15 protein-coding genes are annotated in these 17185 nt (G+C 49.3%); 3 read left to right on the top strand and 12 right to left on the bottom strand.

What is annotated here, in order from left to right; translation table 11 throughout:
* Positions 1–4 precede the first annotated feature (4 nt).
* Together gltB and DHAF_RS04745 are read right to left on the bottom strand one after the other, a co-directional pair.
* On the bottom strand, positions 5–4624 hold the full coding sequence (gltB, locus tag DHAF_RS04750; RefSeq protein WP_015943114.1) for a glutamate synthase large subunit: 4620 nt from the start codon (positions 4622–4624) through the stop codon (positions 5–7).
* A gap of 222 nt (positions 4625–4846) precedes the next feature.
* Positions 4847–5401, bottom strand: a complete 555-nt coding sequence (locus tag DHAF_RS04745) for a helix-turn-helix domain-containing protein (protein WP_015943113.1) — start codon at positions 5399–5401, stop codon at positions 4847–4849.
* A 169-nt stretch (positions 5402–5570) separates the two neighbouring features.
* Here DHAF_RS04745 and DHAF_RS04740 point away from each other — a divergent pair, with 169 nt between their 5' ends.
* Positions 5571–6278, top strand: a complete 708-nt coding sequence (locus DHAF_RS04740; RefSeq protein ID WP_015943112.1) for an AzlC family ABC transporter permease — start codon at positions 5571–5573, stop codon at positions 6276–6278.
* Complete coding sequence (locus DHAF_RS04735; RefSeq protein WP_005807927.1) at positions 6275–6577, top strand: AzlD domain-containing protein; 303 nt, start codon at positions 6275–6277, stop codon at positions 6575–6577. The genes DHAF_RS04740 and DHAF_RS04735 overlap by 4 nt, the downstream gene beginning before the upstream one ends.
* Positions 6578–6603: 26 nt before the next feature.
* Here DHAF_RS04735 and DHAF_RS04730 read toward each other — a convergent pair whose 3' ends face one another.
* The 3 genes from DHAF_RS04730 to DHAF_RS04720 all read right to left on the bottom strand — a co-directional run bounded on the left by DHAF_RS04730 (position 6604) and on the right by DHAF_RS04720 (position 10216).
* The gene (locus DHAF_RS04730; protein ID WP_005807926.1) at positions 6604–7737 is read right to left on the bottom strand and encodes a mechanosensitive ion channel family protein; all 1134 of its coding nucleotides are present in this window, start codon (positions 7735–7737) and stop codon (positions 6604–6606) included.
* 150 nt (positions 7738–7887) lie between these two features.
* Positions 7888–9510 carry a sensor histidine kinase gene (locus DHAF_RS04725; RefSeq protein WP_005807924.1) on the bottom strand — a complete coding sequence of 541 codons (1623 nt, stop codon included), beginning with the start codon at positions 9508–9510 and terminating at the stop codon, positions 7888–7890.
* Positions 9503–10216 carry a response regulator transcription factor gene (locus DHAF_RS04720; protein ID WP_005807923.1) on the bottom strand — a complete coding sequence of 238 codons (714 nt, stop codon included), beginning with the start codon at positions 10214–10216 and terminating at the stop codon, positions 9503–9505. Before DHAF_RS04720 ends, DHAF_RS04725 begins: the two co-directional genes overlap by 8 nt.
* Before the next feature lie 366 nt (positions 10217–10582).
* Between DHAF_RS04720 and DHAF_RS04715 the strand changes: the two genes are divergently transcribed.
* Positions 10583–11296, top strand: coding sequence for a poly-gamma-glutamate hydrolase family protein (locus tag DHAF_RS04715; RefSeq protein ID WP_015943111.1), 714 nt, complete (start codon positions 10583–10585; stop codon positions 11294–11296).
* 152 nt (positions 11297–11448) lie between these two features.
* Here the strand turns inward: DHAF_RS04715 and DHAF_RS04710 are convergent, their stop codons facing one another.
* The 7 genes from DHAF_RS04710 to DHAF_RS04685 all read right to left on the bottom strand — a co-directional run bounded on the left by DHAF_RS04710 (position 11449) and on the right by DHAF_RS04685 (position 17180).
* Complete coding sequence (locus DHAF_RS04710) at positions 11449–12285, bottom strand: poly-gamma-glutamate hydrolase family protein (protein ID WP_015943110.1); 837 nt, start codon at positions 12283–12285, stop codon at positions 11449–11451.
* Positions 12286–12302: 17 nt separating this feature from the next.
* On the bottom strand, positions 12303–12437 hold the full coding sequence (locus tag DHAF_RS26545) for a hypothetical protein (protein ID WP_005807916.1): 135 nt from the start codon (positions 12435–12437) through the stop codon (positions 12303–12305).
* A gap of 15 nt (positions 12438–12452) precedes the next feature.
* Entirely contained in the window at positions 12453–12908 is a 456-nt protein-coding gene (gene pgsC, locus DHAF_RS04705) for a poly-gamma-glutamate biosynthesis protein PgsC (protein ID WP_015943109.1), read from the bottom strand.
* Positions 12889–14106 (bottom strand): poly-gamma-glutamate synthase PgsB, encoded by a 1218-nt coding sequence (gene pgsB / locus DHAF_RS04700; RefSeq protein WP_015943108.1) that lies wholly within the window; start codon positions 14104–14106, stop codon positions 12889–12891. The genes pgsC and pgsB overlap by 20 nt, the downstream gene beginning before the upstream one ends.
* A gap of 205 nt (positions 14107–14311) precedes the next feature.
* Positions 14312–15229 carry a LysR family transcriptional regulator gene (locus DHAF_RS04695; RefSeq protein ID WP_011461798.1) on the bottom strand — a complete coding sequence of 306 codons (918 nt, stop codon included), beginning with the start codon at positions 15227–15229 and terminating at the stop codon, positions 14312–14314.
* A gap of 317 nt (positions 15230–15546) precedes the next feature.
* Positions 15547–15915, bottom strand: a complete 369-nt coding sequence (locus DHAF_RS04690; RefSeq protein WP_011461799.1) for a hypothetical protein — start codon at positions 15913–15915, stop codon at positions 15547–15549.
* A 53-nt stretch (positions 15916–15968) separates the two neighbouring features.
* On the bottom strand, positions 15969–17180 hold the full coding sequence (locus DHAF_RS04685) for a GNAT family N-acetyltransferase (protein WP_015943106.1): 1212 nt from the start codon (positions 17178–17180) through the stop codon (positions 15969–15971).
* Positions 17181–17185: the final 5 nt, after the last annotated feature.

The following is a 17185-nucleotide window of genomic DNA, read 5'->3' as shown; positions in this document are numbered from 1 at the left end:
CCCCTTACTTAGCCGCTTCCGACGTTTTAAAATGCTCGGCAAAGGCTGCCATCAGTGCTTCATCCCCTGAATATCCGTCTTGGCAAGCCTTATCGATATTGGCCAGCATCCGCTTGTAGTCCTTGGGAATCACTTTGGTAAACCGGGTTGCATAGCTTTCCCAATCCGCGAGAACTTTTCCTCCCTGGGGACTATGGGTATACTCCACATGCTTGCGGATCATTTCCTTGACTTCATCAAGCTCGGCTTCGGATTGGATGTTTTCCAGAAGCACCATGGATTTATTGCAATAGTTCTCATCAAAATCCAGGATATAAGCTACCCCGCCGGACATTCCCGCTGCAAAGTTCCGTCCCGTCTTGCCCAGGATGACCACCTTGCCGCCGGTCATATATTCACAGCCATGATCCCCTACACCTTCTACCACGGCATGAACACCGCTGTTTCTGACGCAGAAGCGTTCCCCTGCAATCCCATTAATATAGGCTTCCCCTGAGGTTGCTCCATAGAAGGCTACATTGCCGATCAGAATATTCTCTTCAGGAACAAAATCCGCCGTCCGGGGCGGGTACACGGCGATTTTACCGCCGGAAAGTCCTTTGCCCAGATAATCGTTAGAGTCCCCTTCCAGCTCCAAAGTCAGCCCCTTAGGGACAAAGGCCCCGAAGCTTTGACCGGCTGAGCCCACAAAGGCCAGTTTAATGGTATCTTCAGGCAGTCCTTGTTCTCCATAGCGTTTGGAGATTTCGCTGCCGATGATGGTCCCCACCACCCGATCCACATTGTTGATTTTCAATTTGGCACGGATCGGCTTTTGATTTTCCAAAGCAGGCTGACAAACCCGCAGGAGCTTTTTCATATCCAGGGATTTTTCCAGCAAATGCTTTTGGGCTTGAGTGTTATAGCGGCTTACATCAGAGCCGGCATAAGGCTGATAGAGAATCTGGGAGAGATCCAACTGGGAGGCTTTCCAGTTCTTAATCGTCTCTTTGCTTTTCAGGCGGTCGGTACGGCCAACCATCTCATTGATGGTCCGGAAGCCCAGTTTAGCCATGATTTCCCGCATTTCCTGAGCGATAAAGCGCATAAAGTTTTCGACATGCTCAGGCTTGCCTGTGAAGTTCTTTCTTAATTCCTCATCCTGAGTAGCGATGCCCACAGGGCAGGTATTCAGGTTACAGACCCGCATCATGACACAGCCCAAAGCGATCAGGGGTGTAGTGGCAAAACCGAACTCTTCAGCACCCAGCATGGCGGCGATGACCACATCACGCCCTGACAAAAGCTTGCCGTCTGTTTCCACCACCACCCGGTCTCTCAGTTTATTGAGGACCAGAGTCTGATGAGTTTCAGCCAGGCCCAGCTCCCAGGGAAGTCCCGCATTGCGGATACTGGTGCGGGGGGAAGCTCCCGTCCCTCCGTCATAACCGCTGATCAGAATCACATCGGCTTTTCCTTTTGCTACTCCGGCGGCAATGGTGCCGACTCCCACTTCAGAAACCAATTTGACGTTGATGCGGGCCCCCCGGTTGGCATTCTTCAGGTCGTGGATCAGCTCCGCCAAATCTTCGATGGAGTAAATATCATGATGAGGAGGGGGAGAAATCAGGTCCACACCCGGTGTGGAGTGACGGGTCTTGGCCACCCAGGGATAGACCTTGCGTCCCGGCAGCTGTCCCCCTTCGCCGGGCTTGGCTCCCTGAGCCATCTTGATCTGAATCTCCTGGGCATTGACCAGATAATTGCTGGTGACACCGAAGCGTCCGGAAGCCACCTGCTTGATGGCGCTGTTCTTGGTATCGCCATTGGTAAGAACCTTAAAGCGCTCGCAGTCTTCCCCGCCTTCACCGGTATTGCTCTTGCCCCCCAGCCGGTTCATGGCAACAGCCAAAGCTTCGTGAGCTTCCTTGCTGATGGAGCCATAGGACATAGCCCCGGTTTTAAAGCGTTTGACGATGGAATCCACGGATTCCACTTCTTCGATGGGGATGGTGTCCCCGGCATTATATTTGAAGTCCAAAAGATGTCTCAAGGTATAGACTTCTTCTTCATTGATCTTTTTGGTGTACTCTTTAAAGAGAGCATAATTGCCTTCCCGGCAGGCCTTTTGAATCAAATAGATGGTTTCCGGATTATAGAGATGCTTTTCCCCATCTTCTTTACATTGGAAGTAACCGCCTACCTCCAGACTGTCTGCATAGAGAGAGTTTTCATCGTAGGCGCTTTCATGGCGCATTTGGTTCTCCAGGGCAATCTCTTCCAGACCGATCCCTTCCAGACGGGAAGGAGTCATGGTGAAATACTTGTCGATCAGATCCTTCCGCAGCCCCACCGCTTCAAAAATCTGGGCGCCATGGTAGCTGTGCATGGTGGAGATCCCCATTTTGGTGAGAACTTTAAGCATTCCTTTCACCGAAGCTTTAATGAAATTTTTGATCCCTGCCTGGGCGGTCAGTCCGTCAAGGAGGCCCTTAGCCGCCAGATCTTCGATGGTCTCATAAGCCAGATAAGGATTGATGGCGGTGACACCATAACCCACTAAAGTACAAAAGTGATGAACTTCCCGGGGTTCCGCAGATTCCAGCACAATACCCAGGTTCGTACGGATTTCTTTGCGAATCAGATGGTGGTGAAGGCCTGAAGAAGCCAGGAGGGCCGGAATGGCTGCCTGTTCCTTATCCACTCCCCGGTCGGAGAGAATGATAATATTGGCCCCCTCTGCAATTGCCTTATCCGCTTCTCTGCAGAGCCGCTCCAAGGCCCGCTCCATAGCCTTCGGGCCCCCCGCCACGGGATAAAGCATGGATAAGGTCACGGTTTTAAACTGCCCATGCTGCAAATGCTTAATCCTGTTAAGCTGTTCATTGGTCAGAATGGGATGCTCCAGGAAAAGGGATGCCGTATTCTCCTGATCGGGGTCCAGCAGGTTCCCGGAATTACCCAGAAGCATCGTGCAGGACGTGACGATTTCTTCCCGGATGCCATCGATAGGAGGATTGGTTACCTGAGCAAAAAGCTGTTTGAAATATAAATAGAGCATCTGCGGTTTTTCCGACAAGACCGCTAACGGAGAATCCATGCCCATGGCTCCCACAGGATCTACTCCTTCTACCGCCATCGGTTGGATAGTTTTTGTAATGTCTTCAAAGGTATAGCCAAAGGCTTTTTGCTGCTGAATCAGCTGCCCCTGATCTTTGCTTTCTTCCGATTCCTCAACTATCCCAACTGACCCAGCTCCCTGATCCATCCGGGCTGCCTCAGGTAAACTGCTGAGCTTCACGATGTGCTTCTCAATCCACTCACCATAGGGGTTTTTCCGGGCTACGCCGGCTTTGATCTCCTCGTCGGCAATGATCCTCTGGGCCTCCGTATCAATAAGCAGCATTTTTCCAGGCTCCAGACGGCCTTTGTATTGAACATTCTCCGGCTTGATATCGATAACTCCCACCTCGGATGCCAGAATGACCTTATCATCCTTGGTGACATAATAGCGGGATGGGCGCAGCCCATTGCGGTCCAGTACCCCGCCGATCACCACCCCATCCGTAAAGCCCATAGCGGCGGGGCCGTCCCAGGGTTCCATCAAAAAACTGTTGTAAGCATAGAAATCCCTTTTCGCCTTAGGCATGAAGTCGTTGTTTTCCCAAGGCTCCGGAATCATCATCATCACCGCATGGGGAAGAGATCTTCCGGTCAGGTGCAGGAACTCCAGGCTGTTGTCAAACATGGCCGAATCACTGCCGAACTCATCCACAATGGGATAGACTTTGGCTATATCCTCAAATAAGGAAGAATCGATACATTTCTGACGGGCTCTCATCCAGTTCACATTCCCCCGGATGGTATTAATCTCCCCATTATGAACAATATAGCGGTTCGGGTGAGCTCTTTCCCAGCTGGGGAAAGTGTTGGTGCTGAAGCGGGAGTGGACCATAGCCAGAGCCGAGACGAAATCCAGGTCGGATAGATCCAGATAAAAATGACGCAGCTGCTCCGCCGTCAGCATCCCTTTATAAACGATGGTCTTGGCGGACAGGCTGGCCACATAGAAGGTACCGCCCTTATCCTCACACATCGGCAAAATGATCTTCTCGGCACGCTTGCGGATGGTATAGAGCTTTCTTTCGAAATCCATCACGTCAAGAATCTCAGGGTTTTTCTCTATAAACACTTGAATAAAGCGGGGCATCACTGTTTTAGCGCTTTCTCCAATCGTGCTTTTATCGATAGGGACCTCTCTCCAGCCCAGGATCCTTTGACCTTCCTCAATGACGATCCTTTCGAAAGTCTCCATTTGGATTTGCCTGAAGTCAGCATAGCGATGAGCAAAGATCATCCCTACCCCGTAATTCCCCTTTTCCGGCAAGGCAAATCCCAGCACTTCACATTCCCGCTGAAAGAAATCATGGGGGATCTGGACCAGGATCCCGGCGCCGTCGCCTGTGTTCTCATCAGCGCCACTGGCTCCTCTGTGATTTAAATTCTCCAATACGGTTAAAGCTTCATCGATTATCTCATGGGACTTTTCACCTTTGATGCTGACCACGAATCCCATTCCGCAGGCATCGTGTTCTAAAGCCGGGTCGTAAAGCCCTTGTTTTTGAGGCAAACCGTAATTTTGCATAATTCTCCCCCTCTTCGTTCAATACTGCTCTCTATACAAATGAACATTGCCGCTGTATAAAAATAAACCAAAAAAGCGCTCCAAAAAGACTTGCACCTGTGCAGGTACATGTCTCTTTGAGCGCCTTTGCTCCATTTTTGATTAAGCATAACTTAACATAATAAGGCTTAGCATTTCAACCGTTTTCGCCAATGTATACAATATTTAAAGCTTAAGCCCTTCTTACATCGGATAATAAATAACCATGCTTGCCCGTGTTAAGTGTTCCGTTCTATTGGAATAAGCATGAGCTCTGTCCGCCATGAATTTAATGGAGTCCCCTGCTTTTACACTGTATTCCTCATCATCCACCTGAATGGTCAGCACACCCTCATAGACTGTAATAAATTCCTGAGTCCTTTCTCCATGAGAATTCGAAGCAAAGGAACCGTCCTTTTCAAGCTCTATCGTATAGACTTCCACTTTTCGCCCATCTTCAGAGGGAAAGATTGAATAGACCTTATATCTCCCATCGTCCTCAACTTGAGGTTCGATCTCCTCTTTCAGGACAAGGAAGGTTTCCGGCTGGGGAATGTTGATGATTGATGTATAAGGTATTTTTAACCCTGAGGCAATTTTCCAGATGGTTTTGATGGTCGGGCTGGATTCACCCGCCTCAATCTGTCTTAACATCCCTTTACTGACATCCGTCAGATCCGCTACTTTGTCCAGGCTTAATTTCATCTCTTCCCTGATTCGTTTTAAGTTATTGGCCACAATCTGGTTCAAGTCTTTCAACTAGGTCTTCCCCCTTGTATCTTATCCCCCGGCAGGATATAATATATCCATTCGTATGTTATATTATACTTATTTGTTCAATATAACATACGATATATACGTTCTATGCTTTATCATTATACCATTGCCCTTAATAATAGATAGACTGCACAGAACCGGAGGAGAAAACATGAACAGAGAAAATCAGCTTGCAGACAGTATCAAAGAAGGACTTATCGCAGCTCTTCCCCTTATCTTCGGCTTTTTCCCCGTGGCTATGGCCTTCGGACTCCTTGCCAAAAATGTTGGCATCTCTCTGCAGGACACCGGTTTATTTTCCGTGATGGTTTTTGCCGGAGCCAGCCAATTTATGGCCTTAGACATGATCAAAGACGGCATTTCGGCGGGAAGCATCATTCTTGCCACCTTTCTTCTGAACTTACGGCATTTCATTATGAGCGCTTCCTTGTCGGTCAGACTGCAGGGAATTAAAAAGCATTGGCTTTTTGTCATTGCCTTCGGCATTACCGACGAAGCCTTTTCCTTGATCTCTCTAAGGAACAGGACCTTAGACATCCCTTTTTTACTTACCTTGCAGATCATTCCCTATTTTTCCTGGGTCGCCGGTACGATTGCCGGGTATCTTGTCGGCACCATGCTGCCGGAAACGGTTCAACTGAGTCTGGGCGTAGGTCTTTACGCTATGTTTATGGCCTTATTGGCACCTGAGATCAAGAAGTCCTTTTCCGTTTTGTTTCTGGCGGTGATGTCCGGGATTTTTTACCTGGTTGGATCACACTTCAAGCTTCTGCCCCCATCCTGGTGTTTCATTGCCGCCGTGATCCTGGCGGCCGGAATCGGCGCTTTCCTTATTAAAGAGCAGGAGGTATCCCCATGAAAAGCTATCTCCTTTTAATTACCGGCATGATGGTAGTAACCTATTTGCCCAGATTGCTGCCCCTGCTGATGATGACAGGAAGACCTCTGCCCCCTGTCTTGAAGCGATTCCTGCAGTATATACCTTATACCGCTTTGAGTGCTTTGATTATACGGGGGATCATGCAATCCGCTCCAGATATGAGATGGGCAACAGTTGTCGGTATCCTGGCCGCCGGTATCTGCTCCTGGTTGAAAGGGAGCTTAGTTTTATCCGTACTCGTTGCCATCATGGCCGCCTTTGTCGTTCTGCAACTATAGCCATCATAGAGTCATCACTGACAAATTTAAGCTTTAGCAGTCGTGACCGTGACAACATCCTCTTTCAGAGCCTCACTCTTCGCTCCTTCGATATAAACGCTTCGTGAAGGCAGGGCTACGAATACACCCAGCTCCTCCAGCAAGGCCATGATCTTAAAGTTAATATCCTCCTGAACCTCGAGAAATTTCTTCCAGTTGGTGGTGTTGGTAAAGAAGTAAACGAAGATATTAAGGGAATTCTCCCCAAACCGCTCAAAATAAACCAGGATGGTTTCGGGATGGACCTCCGGATGTTCTTCCAGAATGGTCCGTAAAGATTGAATGCACTGTTGAAGCTGTTCAGCTGTGGTTTGGTAACTCACTTTGAGCTGAAAATTAATTCTCCGCTTCCCCATCCTCGACCAATTGGTAATAGGGTCATTGCTCATGACCGAATTGGGGATGGTCACTACCGCGTCGGCAAAAGTTCTTACCTTAGTGCTTCTAAACCCAATCTCTTCAATCGTTCCTTCTACACTGGGGGTCAGAACCCAGTCGCCAATGTTAAAGGGGCGATCCAGCATAATAGTCACACTGCCGAATAAGTTTTTGGCTGTATCCTGAGCAGCAAGAGCAAAGGCCAGGCCGCCCAGCCCCAAACCCGTCAAAACACCGGCAATCTCACTAAACCAGACTTGGGCTACGGTGATCGCTCCCAAGACAATGATTACTGCTTTAGCCCCATTGCTCAAAAAAGAAACCAGCATATCGTCAAATTTATCAACCGTGAGCAGGGCCCGTTGTTCAAACAAAGCCGTAAAAACATCCGCAGCCCGGTAAGCCGACCAAAATAGAGTATATAAAATTAAAGAGCGAATAACCCTCTGGACAAACACACTGATCTCCGGGGGCAGGATCAGCATCTGGGCCGCGATCTGTAAGCCAATAATGATGAAACCCAGCTGTACCGGTTTATCCAGCGCTTCCACAATAGAATCATCGACAGTGCTCTTGGTTTTCTTAGCCAATTTTTGCATCAAGACGATGATCACTTTAGAAAATATCTTTTTCAGCAGAAGAGCCAAGAGCAGAATTAATATGGCTCCGCCAATTCTCCTTAGATTAGTGCCATAAATGACCGATTCCCATTGATTTTGCAGTTCCAGCAGCAGCAGATCCATACTTACCTCCACTTAGTTCTTCATCATATTCTTAGAAAGCAGCAACAAACTATACTTAAGAAATTATACCATACTTTAAAGCCCTTCCTAAAAATATCAGACAGCAGCATAAGCCTTTTCCGGGTTAAGCTAACAGCCTCTATATTATAACTATTTGTCAATCGTTCCCTGTTTCCGGGCGTAACTATGATCGGTAAGGGCTGAAGCCTGAAAAGAGGGAAAGATAATGCTGAAAACCGTTCCCTTGCCCAACTGACTGGTGACCTCAATCCGGCCGCCTTGCAGCTGAACCATTTTTTTGACGATCACCAAGCCCAGACCGCTCCCTTTTTCCTGCTGGCGGCCCTCCTGCCGGTTCTTCACCCGGTAAAACCTCTCCCAAATGTGCGGCAGGTCGTCGGGCGCTATGCCGGTGCCGTTGTCTTCAATGGTCAGGACTACCTCCCTGCCGTAGCGCTCCTCCACCCCAACCCGGATCGTACCGTTCTCGGTGGCGGCGATGGCGTTCTTCAATAAATTCCTGATAATTTGTTCCAGCCGGTCCACATCGCCGATGACCACGGTTTTTTCCACTTTTTTCTCCAGGTAAATCCCGTTCTGCTTGCTGGCAGCCACAGCCTCCATGGAAACGACGACCCCCTGGGCCAGGGCGACCAGGTCCACCGGCAGCTTCTCCACCGTGATATTACCGCTTTCCAGGCGGCTTAAGACCAGGATGTCGTCGACCAGCCTGCCGATATGTACCGTTTGAGTGTAAATAGTGTCCAAATACCGCTCCCGCAAAACCTCGTCCTGCACCACGCCGTCCCGGATGGCCTCCACAAAGCCCTGGACGGCCGTGAGCGGCGTGCGCAGCTCATGGGAGATCTCAGCAAACAGGCGGGCTCTTTCTTCATCCATCCGCAGACTTTCGCTCTGGATCTTCTGCAGTCTTTCCGTCAGTTTATTGAGCTGCCCGGCCAGGACATTGATCTCATCCAGGGGCTGGTCGTCCGTGCTCAGAACATACCCCCCGCTGCTGATCTCCCCCACCGTGGCCGCCAACCGGGAAATCGGCCGGGAAATATACATAGCCAGGTTCACGGACACGATCAGAACGATCACCAGGACGGTCATTCCCCCGATCACCAGATAAACATGGAGTTTGTTCAAGGCCAGGTTCACGTTGGAAGGCTTGGTTTCCAGTAAAATACCGTTTTCCGTGGCCTGGTTGTTGTTGCCCATCGGAACGACAACCAGAAAGGCGAGCTGTCCCGTTTCGGGGTCCGTTGTGCGGGTGATCGCCGTCCCGCCCTTGGTGAAACTCTCCACATGCCGGAACTCTACCTTGCTGCCGGGCACCACTTCCTGCTCCGCCGAAGTGTCCAGAATCGTTCCCTCCCGGTCAAAGATGGTGATCCTGGCGTCAAAGAGATCGGCCAGGTATTTCAGGAAACTCTGTTTCTCCTGGGCCTGATCATTGACCTCTCCTTCCGGCGCTTTGCCCCAGATATAGTTCGTTTGCTGGAGCAGGGCGAAATTGACCCGCTTGGCCTTGCGCAATAGCTCCTGTTCCACCTGGTCGTAAGTCACCTGTTTGACCATAAAGCCGGAAAACAGGATGAGGGCGATCAAACCGACGACAAAGACCGTAACATTGGTGAAAAGAATACGGGTATAAATATTTTTATTGAACTGTTCCCCCAACAGGCGCTTGACCCCCAGCCAGAACCCCCGGACGGCGCCGGCTGCCTGCTGAAGTTTCCGCCTGATCCATCGCAAATCATTACGCAAAACCGGTCTCTCCCCCCTTGACCGGAGGTGTGAACTTGTACCCTACACCCCAAACAGTCTGCAGGTATTCGTGAGGCAAAGACGCCAGCTTTGTCCGCAACCTGCGAATATGAACATCCACTGTACGCTGATCGCCGAAGTAGTCATATCCCCAGACAGCCCCCAGCAATTCCTCCCTGGTAAAGACCCGCTGGGGATTCTGGGCCAGGTGATAAAGCAGATCGAATTCTCTGGGGGTCACTTCGCTTTCCGCGGCGTCCACCAGCACTTTCCTGATATCGGCCCGGATTTCCAGCCCGGGGTATTTCAACTGCCAATTCGTGGCCGGGTCCGCCGCCTGGCTGCGCCGCAGCACCGCTTTGATCCTGGCGACCAGTTCCCGCGGGCTGAAAGGTTTGGCAACATAATCGTCGGCACCCATTTCCAGGCCGAGAACACGGTCCGCTTCTTCCCCTTTGGCCGTCAGCATAATGATCGGAATCATGCGCACCGCCCTTAATCTTCGGCACAAAGAAAGCCCGTCCTGACCGGGAAGCATGATATCCAGGATGACGACATCCGGATTCTCCCGGTCGAAGGCGGCCAGCACCAGGTCCCCGTCGTCGACAGCGACCACTTCGAAACCCTCTCTCTCACCATATAACTTGACCAGTTCCAAGACATTCTGGTCGTCGTCGACCACCAAGACTTTCCCCAAAAACAGCATCGTTTCCCTCCTCAGCGGTTTTTATCCTACTCTTACTCATAGTTCATCGATTTATGGCTGTCCACAAATTGCCATTTTTCTTCCGGCCGGAAGCGGAAAATGCTGAGAAGCAGATACTTCTCAGCTCTTTTCTTTTCGTCCCCTTACCGCAAATGTTAATCATTGTTACAAGAATCACACATTTTTTCCCTTCTCAGTCATTATAGGGCAGAAATTTTACCTATCCTTTACCCCAATGTGAAAGTATTTTGCCAATCTGTTAACAACTATTACAAGACGAAAACTGCCGCCCCGGGAAGTTGCCAAGTGCGGAAAGCATCCTTTATAATACAGATATGAATTTTGGCGAAAAAGCGGGGGATGAAGATGATAAACACAGGCATTTTTGCCAGACCGAAACGAATTCTGATTTGCTCCTGCCTGCTGGTTTTGCTGTTTGCGGAACCAACTGCGACAGCTTCCGGCGCTACATACCTTGAGGCCCGGGAATTACCTCCCCCGCCAGAGGCCACCCTTGACGATGAGGTGAACATAAACGTGAAAAACTTCGGCGACTACGAAATCAGAACGGGTGTGACGGATTCCAAGGTTGCCGTCATCGCCATTCATGGGGGGAAAATCGAGCAGGGGACCAGCGAATTGGCTTACGCCTTGTCCGCCCGCAATCATTACAACTATTACACCTATCTGGGCGTGAGAGACAAAGACAATGCCTCCCTGCATATTCCTTCCGCTCAGTTCGAAGAACCGGCCGCCCTGGCCATGGTGGCCCAATCGGAAACAACCTTATCCATCCACGGCTGTTCCGGTGCGGGCGAGTTTACCTATATCGGGGGCCTGGACACCCCATTGGCCGGCAAAGTCAAGGACGCCCTGACGGAGTACGGCTTTACCGTGCTGGATGCGCCGAAGCACCTGGCCGGCCTGTCCCCGGACAATATCGTCAACCGCAACCAAAACGGGGGCGGCGTTCAGCTGGAAATCTCAAAGGGCTTGCGGGCACAGTTTCTGGATGCCGACAGCAGCCAACTTACCAGGTATGTTGCGGCGCTCAGCGAAGCCCTCGGCAACAGGCCATAGAGGCTGCCCAGGTCAGCAATCTGTCTGGATCGGCAATCAAAACAGTACACTCAATTAAAACGGTACACTCTTAAATACGAAAGCTGCAAACCCTTTTTAGGCGGTTTGCAGCTTTTTGTTTATTCCTGTTGTTACTCTCGGCTATTTTCCAGTTATTCCTGGATATTTTCAATCAATTCTTTGGGGGTTTTGGCTCCCTTCTTCAAGATCTGGTTGACCTTTTTCTCAAAGCTGGGCTTGGTCGGGTCAAACTTGTGGAGAAATCCATTATAATTGGCGTTGGTGATTTTCTCCAGCTGGGAAACGATCACCGGCCAGCTGCCGCTTAGCGCGTCATCGATGGCGCCCGCATAGCCGGTTAAGCTGGCGGGATCCGCTGCCAGTTTATCCCGTAACCCTTTGGAAACGGCGATCTGAACTCCGCCCAGCCGGTAACTGTCCTTAAACAGTTGATTCTGATTCACGATATTGCTGTCCAGGATTCCGGCGATCCGGTCGGGGACACTTAAGGTCTGCACCTGGTAGCCTTTAGTGGTCAGGTGCAATTTGATCAATTCCGCCAGCAGCTTATTCTGGCCGCCGATATAGGTGATTTCATCATCCCCTGCCGCTCCGACCACGGAAACCGTGTAATCCGAATCCTGAACCATGCTGACCGCTGTGGGTTCGTCAAACTCCACGGCCATCAGGAAAAGGCTGCCGTTATCCGCCGCTTTCAGACCCTCAAAGGAATAGGTATTATACTTGCCGTAGCCGTTCAAGGCTTCGACCAGCTCCGAAGTCCCTCTTTCAATCCCGCCTCCGTGCAGGGCCAAAACGGTGGTGTCGCTGCCGATATCATTGGTTTTGATGGTGTAGTCCGCAGCCGCTTCCGCCGCGGACAGTTCGGCAAAACTGTGATACCCCGGTGTCAGGGCATAGGCGCTGGCGCCAATCCCAAATGTAAACACTAAAGCAACCGCTAAAACTTTGTTCAGTCCTTTTTTCATACTTTTTCTCCTTTCAACTAGAGGAACAAATAATTGACCCCGATAACCGCCAGCATGACTCCCATAACCACAAGGGTCTGGGTGCCGGTCCTGCGCTTGCTGATCTTCATCAGATACAGGCATTTTTCTTTGATGGTCAACGCCTTATTCATCGTTCTCCTCCTTTCTCAAATTTGGACATTCAACAGCACTGCGCACCCGTAAGTCAGCACACTCAGCAGGCCCGTGCTCAAAAATGTTGTGGCCAGGCCCTGACGCTGAATGGTATTGGCCAACAGACCGGGTACGATAATGCCGACTGCCGCCAGTCCGGAGATCATACTATAATCAAAAACAGGCACCAGGGCATGGATGATAAACTGTAAGACGATAGCCACCGTGATCATGGCCACAAATTTTCGCTTGCCGTATAAAATGGTGACTTTACTTACACCGAAATAAACGATGGCATAAGTCAGAATGCTGATCAGAAACGTCAGGAAAATGGCCTGGGGCTGTCTGGCGAGCATGGCCAGATAGCCGGGCACCACCAGACCGGCAGGCAGTATGCCCGTGATTTCCGTAAACAGCAGACTTAAGATCACACCCATGATGATCATCGCGTCAATATTGGTCAGCAGCAACGATCTGCCTCCTTTCCTCCTGTTGGATGAAGCCATTGCCTGTGGGATATATGATCAATTCGACCAGTTCTTCCCCGCCCCCGTGGATGTTGCCGACGCCGAAAACCATCCTGCCTGCGAAATCATCCTTGATCATGTGATACACCTCATGGGGAGACAGCCCCTCGGCATTGATATATTGGCGGGGCTCTATTTTCCCGGTGTGGACGCCTTCGCTGATGGGGCCTACTGTCTCTCCCATGGCCACGAGAATCTCAATATCCATCTGCGGCAGGACCTCTCCGGCAAACTGCAAAGTCCGGTCCACCCGGTCGGGCCGGCAGTTGACAATGACCATGGGGTTTGCTGTGGCATAGCCCATCGCTGTGATATGATCCCAGATTAGGCGGGTCGAATTGGGATCATTGGCCGCAAAGCCGTTGACAAAATAACTCCCCTCCTGCTTATCCAGGGGATGGATCATCAGGGCCCCCGGGTCCGGATTGGCATTCAGCATTCCCCTTAAGGCGATGTCCTTATCGATGTTCAGGGCTCTGGCCACCGCCAGCGCCAGGGCGATATTTTCCGGAAAAACGATATAGCCAAACTTCTCCAAATAACCGTCCGGAATTTCCTTTTCATCGGTAATCAGAACCCGGCTGTTCCGTTTGCCCGCCTCCCGCCGGAAATAATCGTTATAACGGCTGTCCGCCACAACCAGGGTTCCGTTCCTGGGAATGGTGGCTGTAAACGACTCGGCGATAAAGTCCAGGGTAGGGCCGCACAAATCCATATGGTCTTCCCGCACATTGACAATCACGCCGACATTGGCTTTCACCAGCTTCTCCTGGAATGTGATCTGGTAATCGGGATTGACCGCCATGCACTCCGTGACAAAGGCGGAAGCACCCAGCCGGGCCGCTTTGCGGACGACCGTTTTTTGTTCGATGATGTTGGGCCCCAGAGGGCCCCGTTTGATCGGTTCTTCTTCCTCCCGGTCCCAGTAAATAATTCTGGCACTGGTTCCGGTCGTTTTCCCGACAACCTTCTCCCCCGCCTCCTTCAGGATCCCGGTAATCAACCTGGTGGCCGTTGATTTGCCCCTGGTGCCGTTGATATTGACGCGAAGGGGGATACTGTTCAGGTTTCGATTATGTCTGATCTGCTCATACACACCCAGGCAAAAAACAAAAAACATCAGCGCCAGCGCAAACTGCAAATCGATCTGTCCTTTCGTCCAAGAATTAACAAATGGAACCCCCTTTCGCCGTTCATTATACGGGACAGATATGACCCAATATTTACCGGAAACAGAATATTTGTTACAGATTTTTAAACAAATGTTACAAAATGCCTATAAACTAAAAAAACTCCGAGAGCATCTCTCGGAGGAAATAGGTTTCCATTATGGACAATGAACAGGATCAACAACGGTAATCCTGGGTTGTTAACTTAAGATAATCGATAAGCTCCTTGCTGATTTCAGTTTGGGAATTGACTGCACGATACACCACCCCAATGGTGATGTTATTGTGCTTTTCGATGGCTATAGGGACCACTTCCCCCTTCTTAAAGATAAGCTCTTTTTCCAAACCGATTCCGGTAACGAAACCCACCGCCAGGCCTTCTTCAATCACCTTTTTGTAAATCTGCATACTGTTTGATTTCTGGATCTGCAGATCGGCGGGGTCCTGATAGCGCTTGATAATCTCCAGAATCCAGCCATAAAGATCCTCGGAAACGATCAGTTTTTGCTTAAAGAGCTCGGTATGAGTGATCACGCGCTTGTTTTTGAGGGGGGACTTTTTCCCGGCACACACAAAAATCTTATCGTCAAGTATACTTTCGTAGCTCAATCCCAGATCATGAACAGCCTCAAAAAATCTCGGATCTTCACTTGTCCGAAAGATAATGCCAAGATCACTTATCCCTGCGGCTACATTACACATAATTTCCTGGGGACTATGCTCTTCTAAAATCACATTGACCTGGGGATGCAGCTTATAAAAAGAAACCAGAATATCCGGCAGGGTCATATAGGGAACCACATCAATGCGCAGCTTCCCTTTTAAAACCTTTTTAGGAAGGGGCTTGCTGAACTGGGAATAGAATTCGTCAATCTTAGTTAGGAGCTCCTGAGCTTTATTGACAAACTCCTCCCCCTCCTTTGTAAGCGATACACCCTTATAGGAACGCACTAAAAGCTCAACGCCGAACTCCTTCTCCAAATTACGAATGGCGACGCTAAGATTCTGCTGTGAGACATGAATCTGCTCAGCAGCGACACTCAGAGATTTATTTTTGCTCACTTCAACAAGATAATATAGCTGCTCAATACGCATAAACAGCATCCATCCCATCATCCATATAGCAAGTTCTGTATTAAATTAATTATAGATCAAATAGATACCCTTTCCCAGCTCTATTTGTTCTATATTTCTCATATTTATTTAGATTTCCACTTTACTGCTGAACCAACTGTCAACGAGTACATACTTTACACGGAAATCTTGTTTTAAGGTACGCTTGAACCTAGTTAAGACATTCGTAATATTCCTTCTTACATTCACGAAGGCGTTTGGCGCCAAGGGATTGAGGATCCCGTTCTTTTCTGTTTCCTTCCTCACCAGATCTGTTCTGCCCAGGGCGAGGAGCTCTTCTATTTTTCATCTTCCAAAAGAGTAACCCTGATTACAGGATTGACTATTCTTCTTGGATAGCTCTCTTGAACTTCACCGAGATAAGTAACAGAAATAGTGTCCCCTATCTGTAAATCTTCCCGGGTGATTTGTGTATGTCTCCATTCTAACTTGGTTTTATTATCAACGCTAAAATAGACTTCACCTCGATTATTTATATCATTGACATCCAAACCATTTACCAGGAAGTTATTTTGATCAATATCCTCAATAGTTGCATAAAATGTAGCCCCTGCTATCGGATCAGCAGTATTTCGTCCAATCCAAAACCCTCCGCTTGCCACTGCCACTAATAGTATTAAATAACCAATTAAAATAGTTTTTTTCATTACACACCTCTTATTCGCCGGTTAGAATTATAGCCTGGACATCACCACGGGTCTTAAAAATAATCCGAAAAATACGGTGTCTGCTGTTCAATAGCATCCTCAAGCATATCCACAGTTTTCGATCTGCAGGATATGCGCCCAATCTTGTGCAGATAGTCCGGCCGCTTATATCCTAACAACATAGTCGTCATGGTCTGAATATCAATTTTATCGTTGCTTTTCTCCGACGCACGAATGACCTCGCCTTGGCCTGCCGCAGTGATACGCAGTGTAAAAACACCTTGATTCCACGAAAGCAGCGGATCATCCAACATAAATGTCCATTCTCGATCCGTCGTGTCCGGCTTAAAGGGGTATTGGGCAATAAATTGCTCTAAATCCACGATCCGTGCCATGAAATAAGGAGAGATCGTTTCCTTGATATCCGCGTCCTCCAGCAAAAACGCCAGAGGTTCGTCCGTGTACGTATGGCCTACGACCTTGGCAATCATAGAAAAATGTGCGCTGATAAAATTCCAGAGTCCGCTGCGAGCCTCCTCATTGATAAAGATCATATCCTTTATATGAAAAACCTCATCAGCAATTCGGTAAAGCACATAACCATCCGGCTGTCCGCTCTCATTATAGTATACAGCCGCCATCATATCATCAGGATCCCACAGCCAATATTCCCGCCACGCAAGATCATTGCGCAGCATAGCGCCATGAGTTTGAAGAGCGAAGCGCTCATACGTTTTTTTCACCTGCTCGTCTTCCACCGGTACGCGTTCTATCTCACCAGACACCTGTTTATTCTTAGGCAGTTGATAATCCTGAATTTCATATATGATTCGATCGGAAATGATCTCCCAGCCTTTCCGGCGATAATAAGGGATGGAATATGGATACAGGAAGGAAATCGACTGGCCCTGCTTTTTCATGTTTTCCAGCGCCTGATACAACAACTTATGCATGAGTCCTTGATTGGTATACTCCGGGTATGTGCCGACTCCGGTAAGCCCTCCCATATTATAAGTTTTATTGAAGATGCGTACCTGTAAAGGATAAACCGCTACCTGAGAGATAAGTTTGTCCCCGTCAAACCATCCCCACACATCCGCCTGCTCCAAAACAGGGGATTTGGCACGTATAATCTCATCCTCTTCCCAGCCAATTTGATGTAATTGCCGGTCAGTTACCTGAAAGACATATCTCAGCAGTTGATTGTACTGTTCAAGATGCTCCAGGCCGGCCTTTTTGATTTTTAGCTGCTTTCTCCTGCTCATAAAAT

The sequence above is a fragment of the Desulfitobacterium hafniense DCB-2 genome (assembly GCF_000021925.1).
Classification (GTDB): domain Bacteria; phylum Bacillota; class Desulfitobacteriia; order Desulfitobacteriales; family Desulfitobacteriaceae; genus Desulfitobacterium; species Desulfitobacterium hafniense.
This window is presented reverse-complemented; position numbering and strand designations above follow the sequence as displayed.

Excerpts from the sequence above, each read along its gene's own strand:
- DHAF_RS04735 (WP_005807927.1), top strand. The coding sequence starts at position 6,275 with ATGAAAAGCTATCTCCTTTTAATTACCGGCATGATGGTAGTAACCTAT.
- DHAF_RS26545 (WP_005807916.1), bottom strand. The coding sequence starts at position 12,437 with ATGAATAAGGCGTTGACCATCAAAGAAAAATGCCTGTATCTGATGAAG.
- DHAF_RS04685 (WP_015943106.1), bottom strand. The coding sequence starts at position 17,180 with ATGAGCAGGAGAAAGCAGCTAAAAATCAAAAAGGCCGGCCTGGAGCAT.
- gltB (WP_015943114.1), bottom strand. The coding sequence starts at position 4,624 with ATGCAAAATTACGGTTTGCCTCAAAAACAAGGGCTTTACGACCCGGCT.
- DHAF_RS04715 (WP_015943111.1), top strand. The coding sequence starts at position 10,583 with ATGATAAACACAGGCATTTTTGCCAGACCGAAACGAATTCTGATTTGC.
- DHAF_RS04740 (WP_015943112.1), top strand. The coding sequence starts at position 5,571 with ATGAACAGAGAAAATCAGCTTGCAGACAGTATCAAAGAAGGACTTATC.
- DHAF_RS04695 (WP_011461798.1), bottom strand. The coding sequence starts at position 15,229 with ATGCGTATTGAGCAGCTATATTATCTTGTTGAAGTGAGCAAAAATAAA.
- DHAF_RS04710 (WP_015943110.1), bottom strand. The coding sequence starts at position 12,285 with ATGAAAAAAGGACTGAACAAAGTTTTAGCGGTTGCTTTAGTGTTTACA.
- DHAF_RS04690 (WP_011461799.1), bottom strand. The coding sequence starts at position 15,915 with ATGAAAAAAACTATTTTAATTGGTTATTTAATACTATTAGTGGCAGTG.
- DHAF_RS04720 (WP_005807923.1), bottom strand. The coding sequence starts at position 10,216 with ATGCTGTTTTTGGGGAAAGTCTTGGTGGTCGACGACGACCAGAATGTC.
- DHAF_RS04730 (WP_005807926.1), bottom strand. The coding sequence starts at position 7,737 with ATGGATCTGCTGCTGCTGGAACTGCAAAATCAATGGGAATCGGTCATT.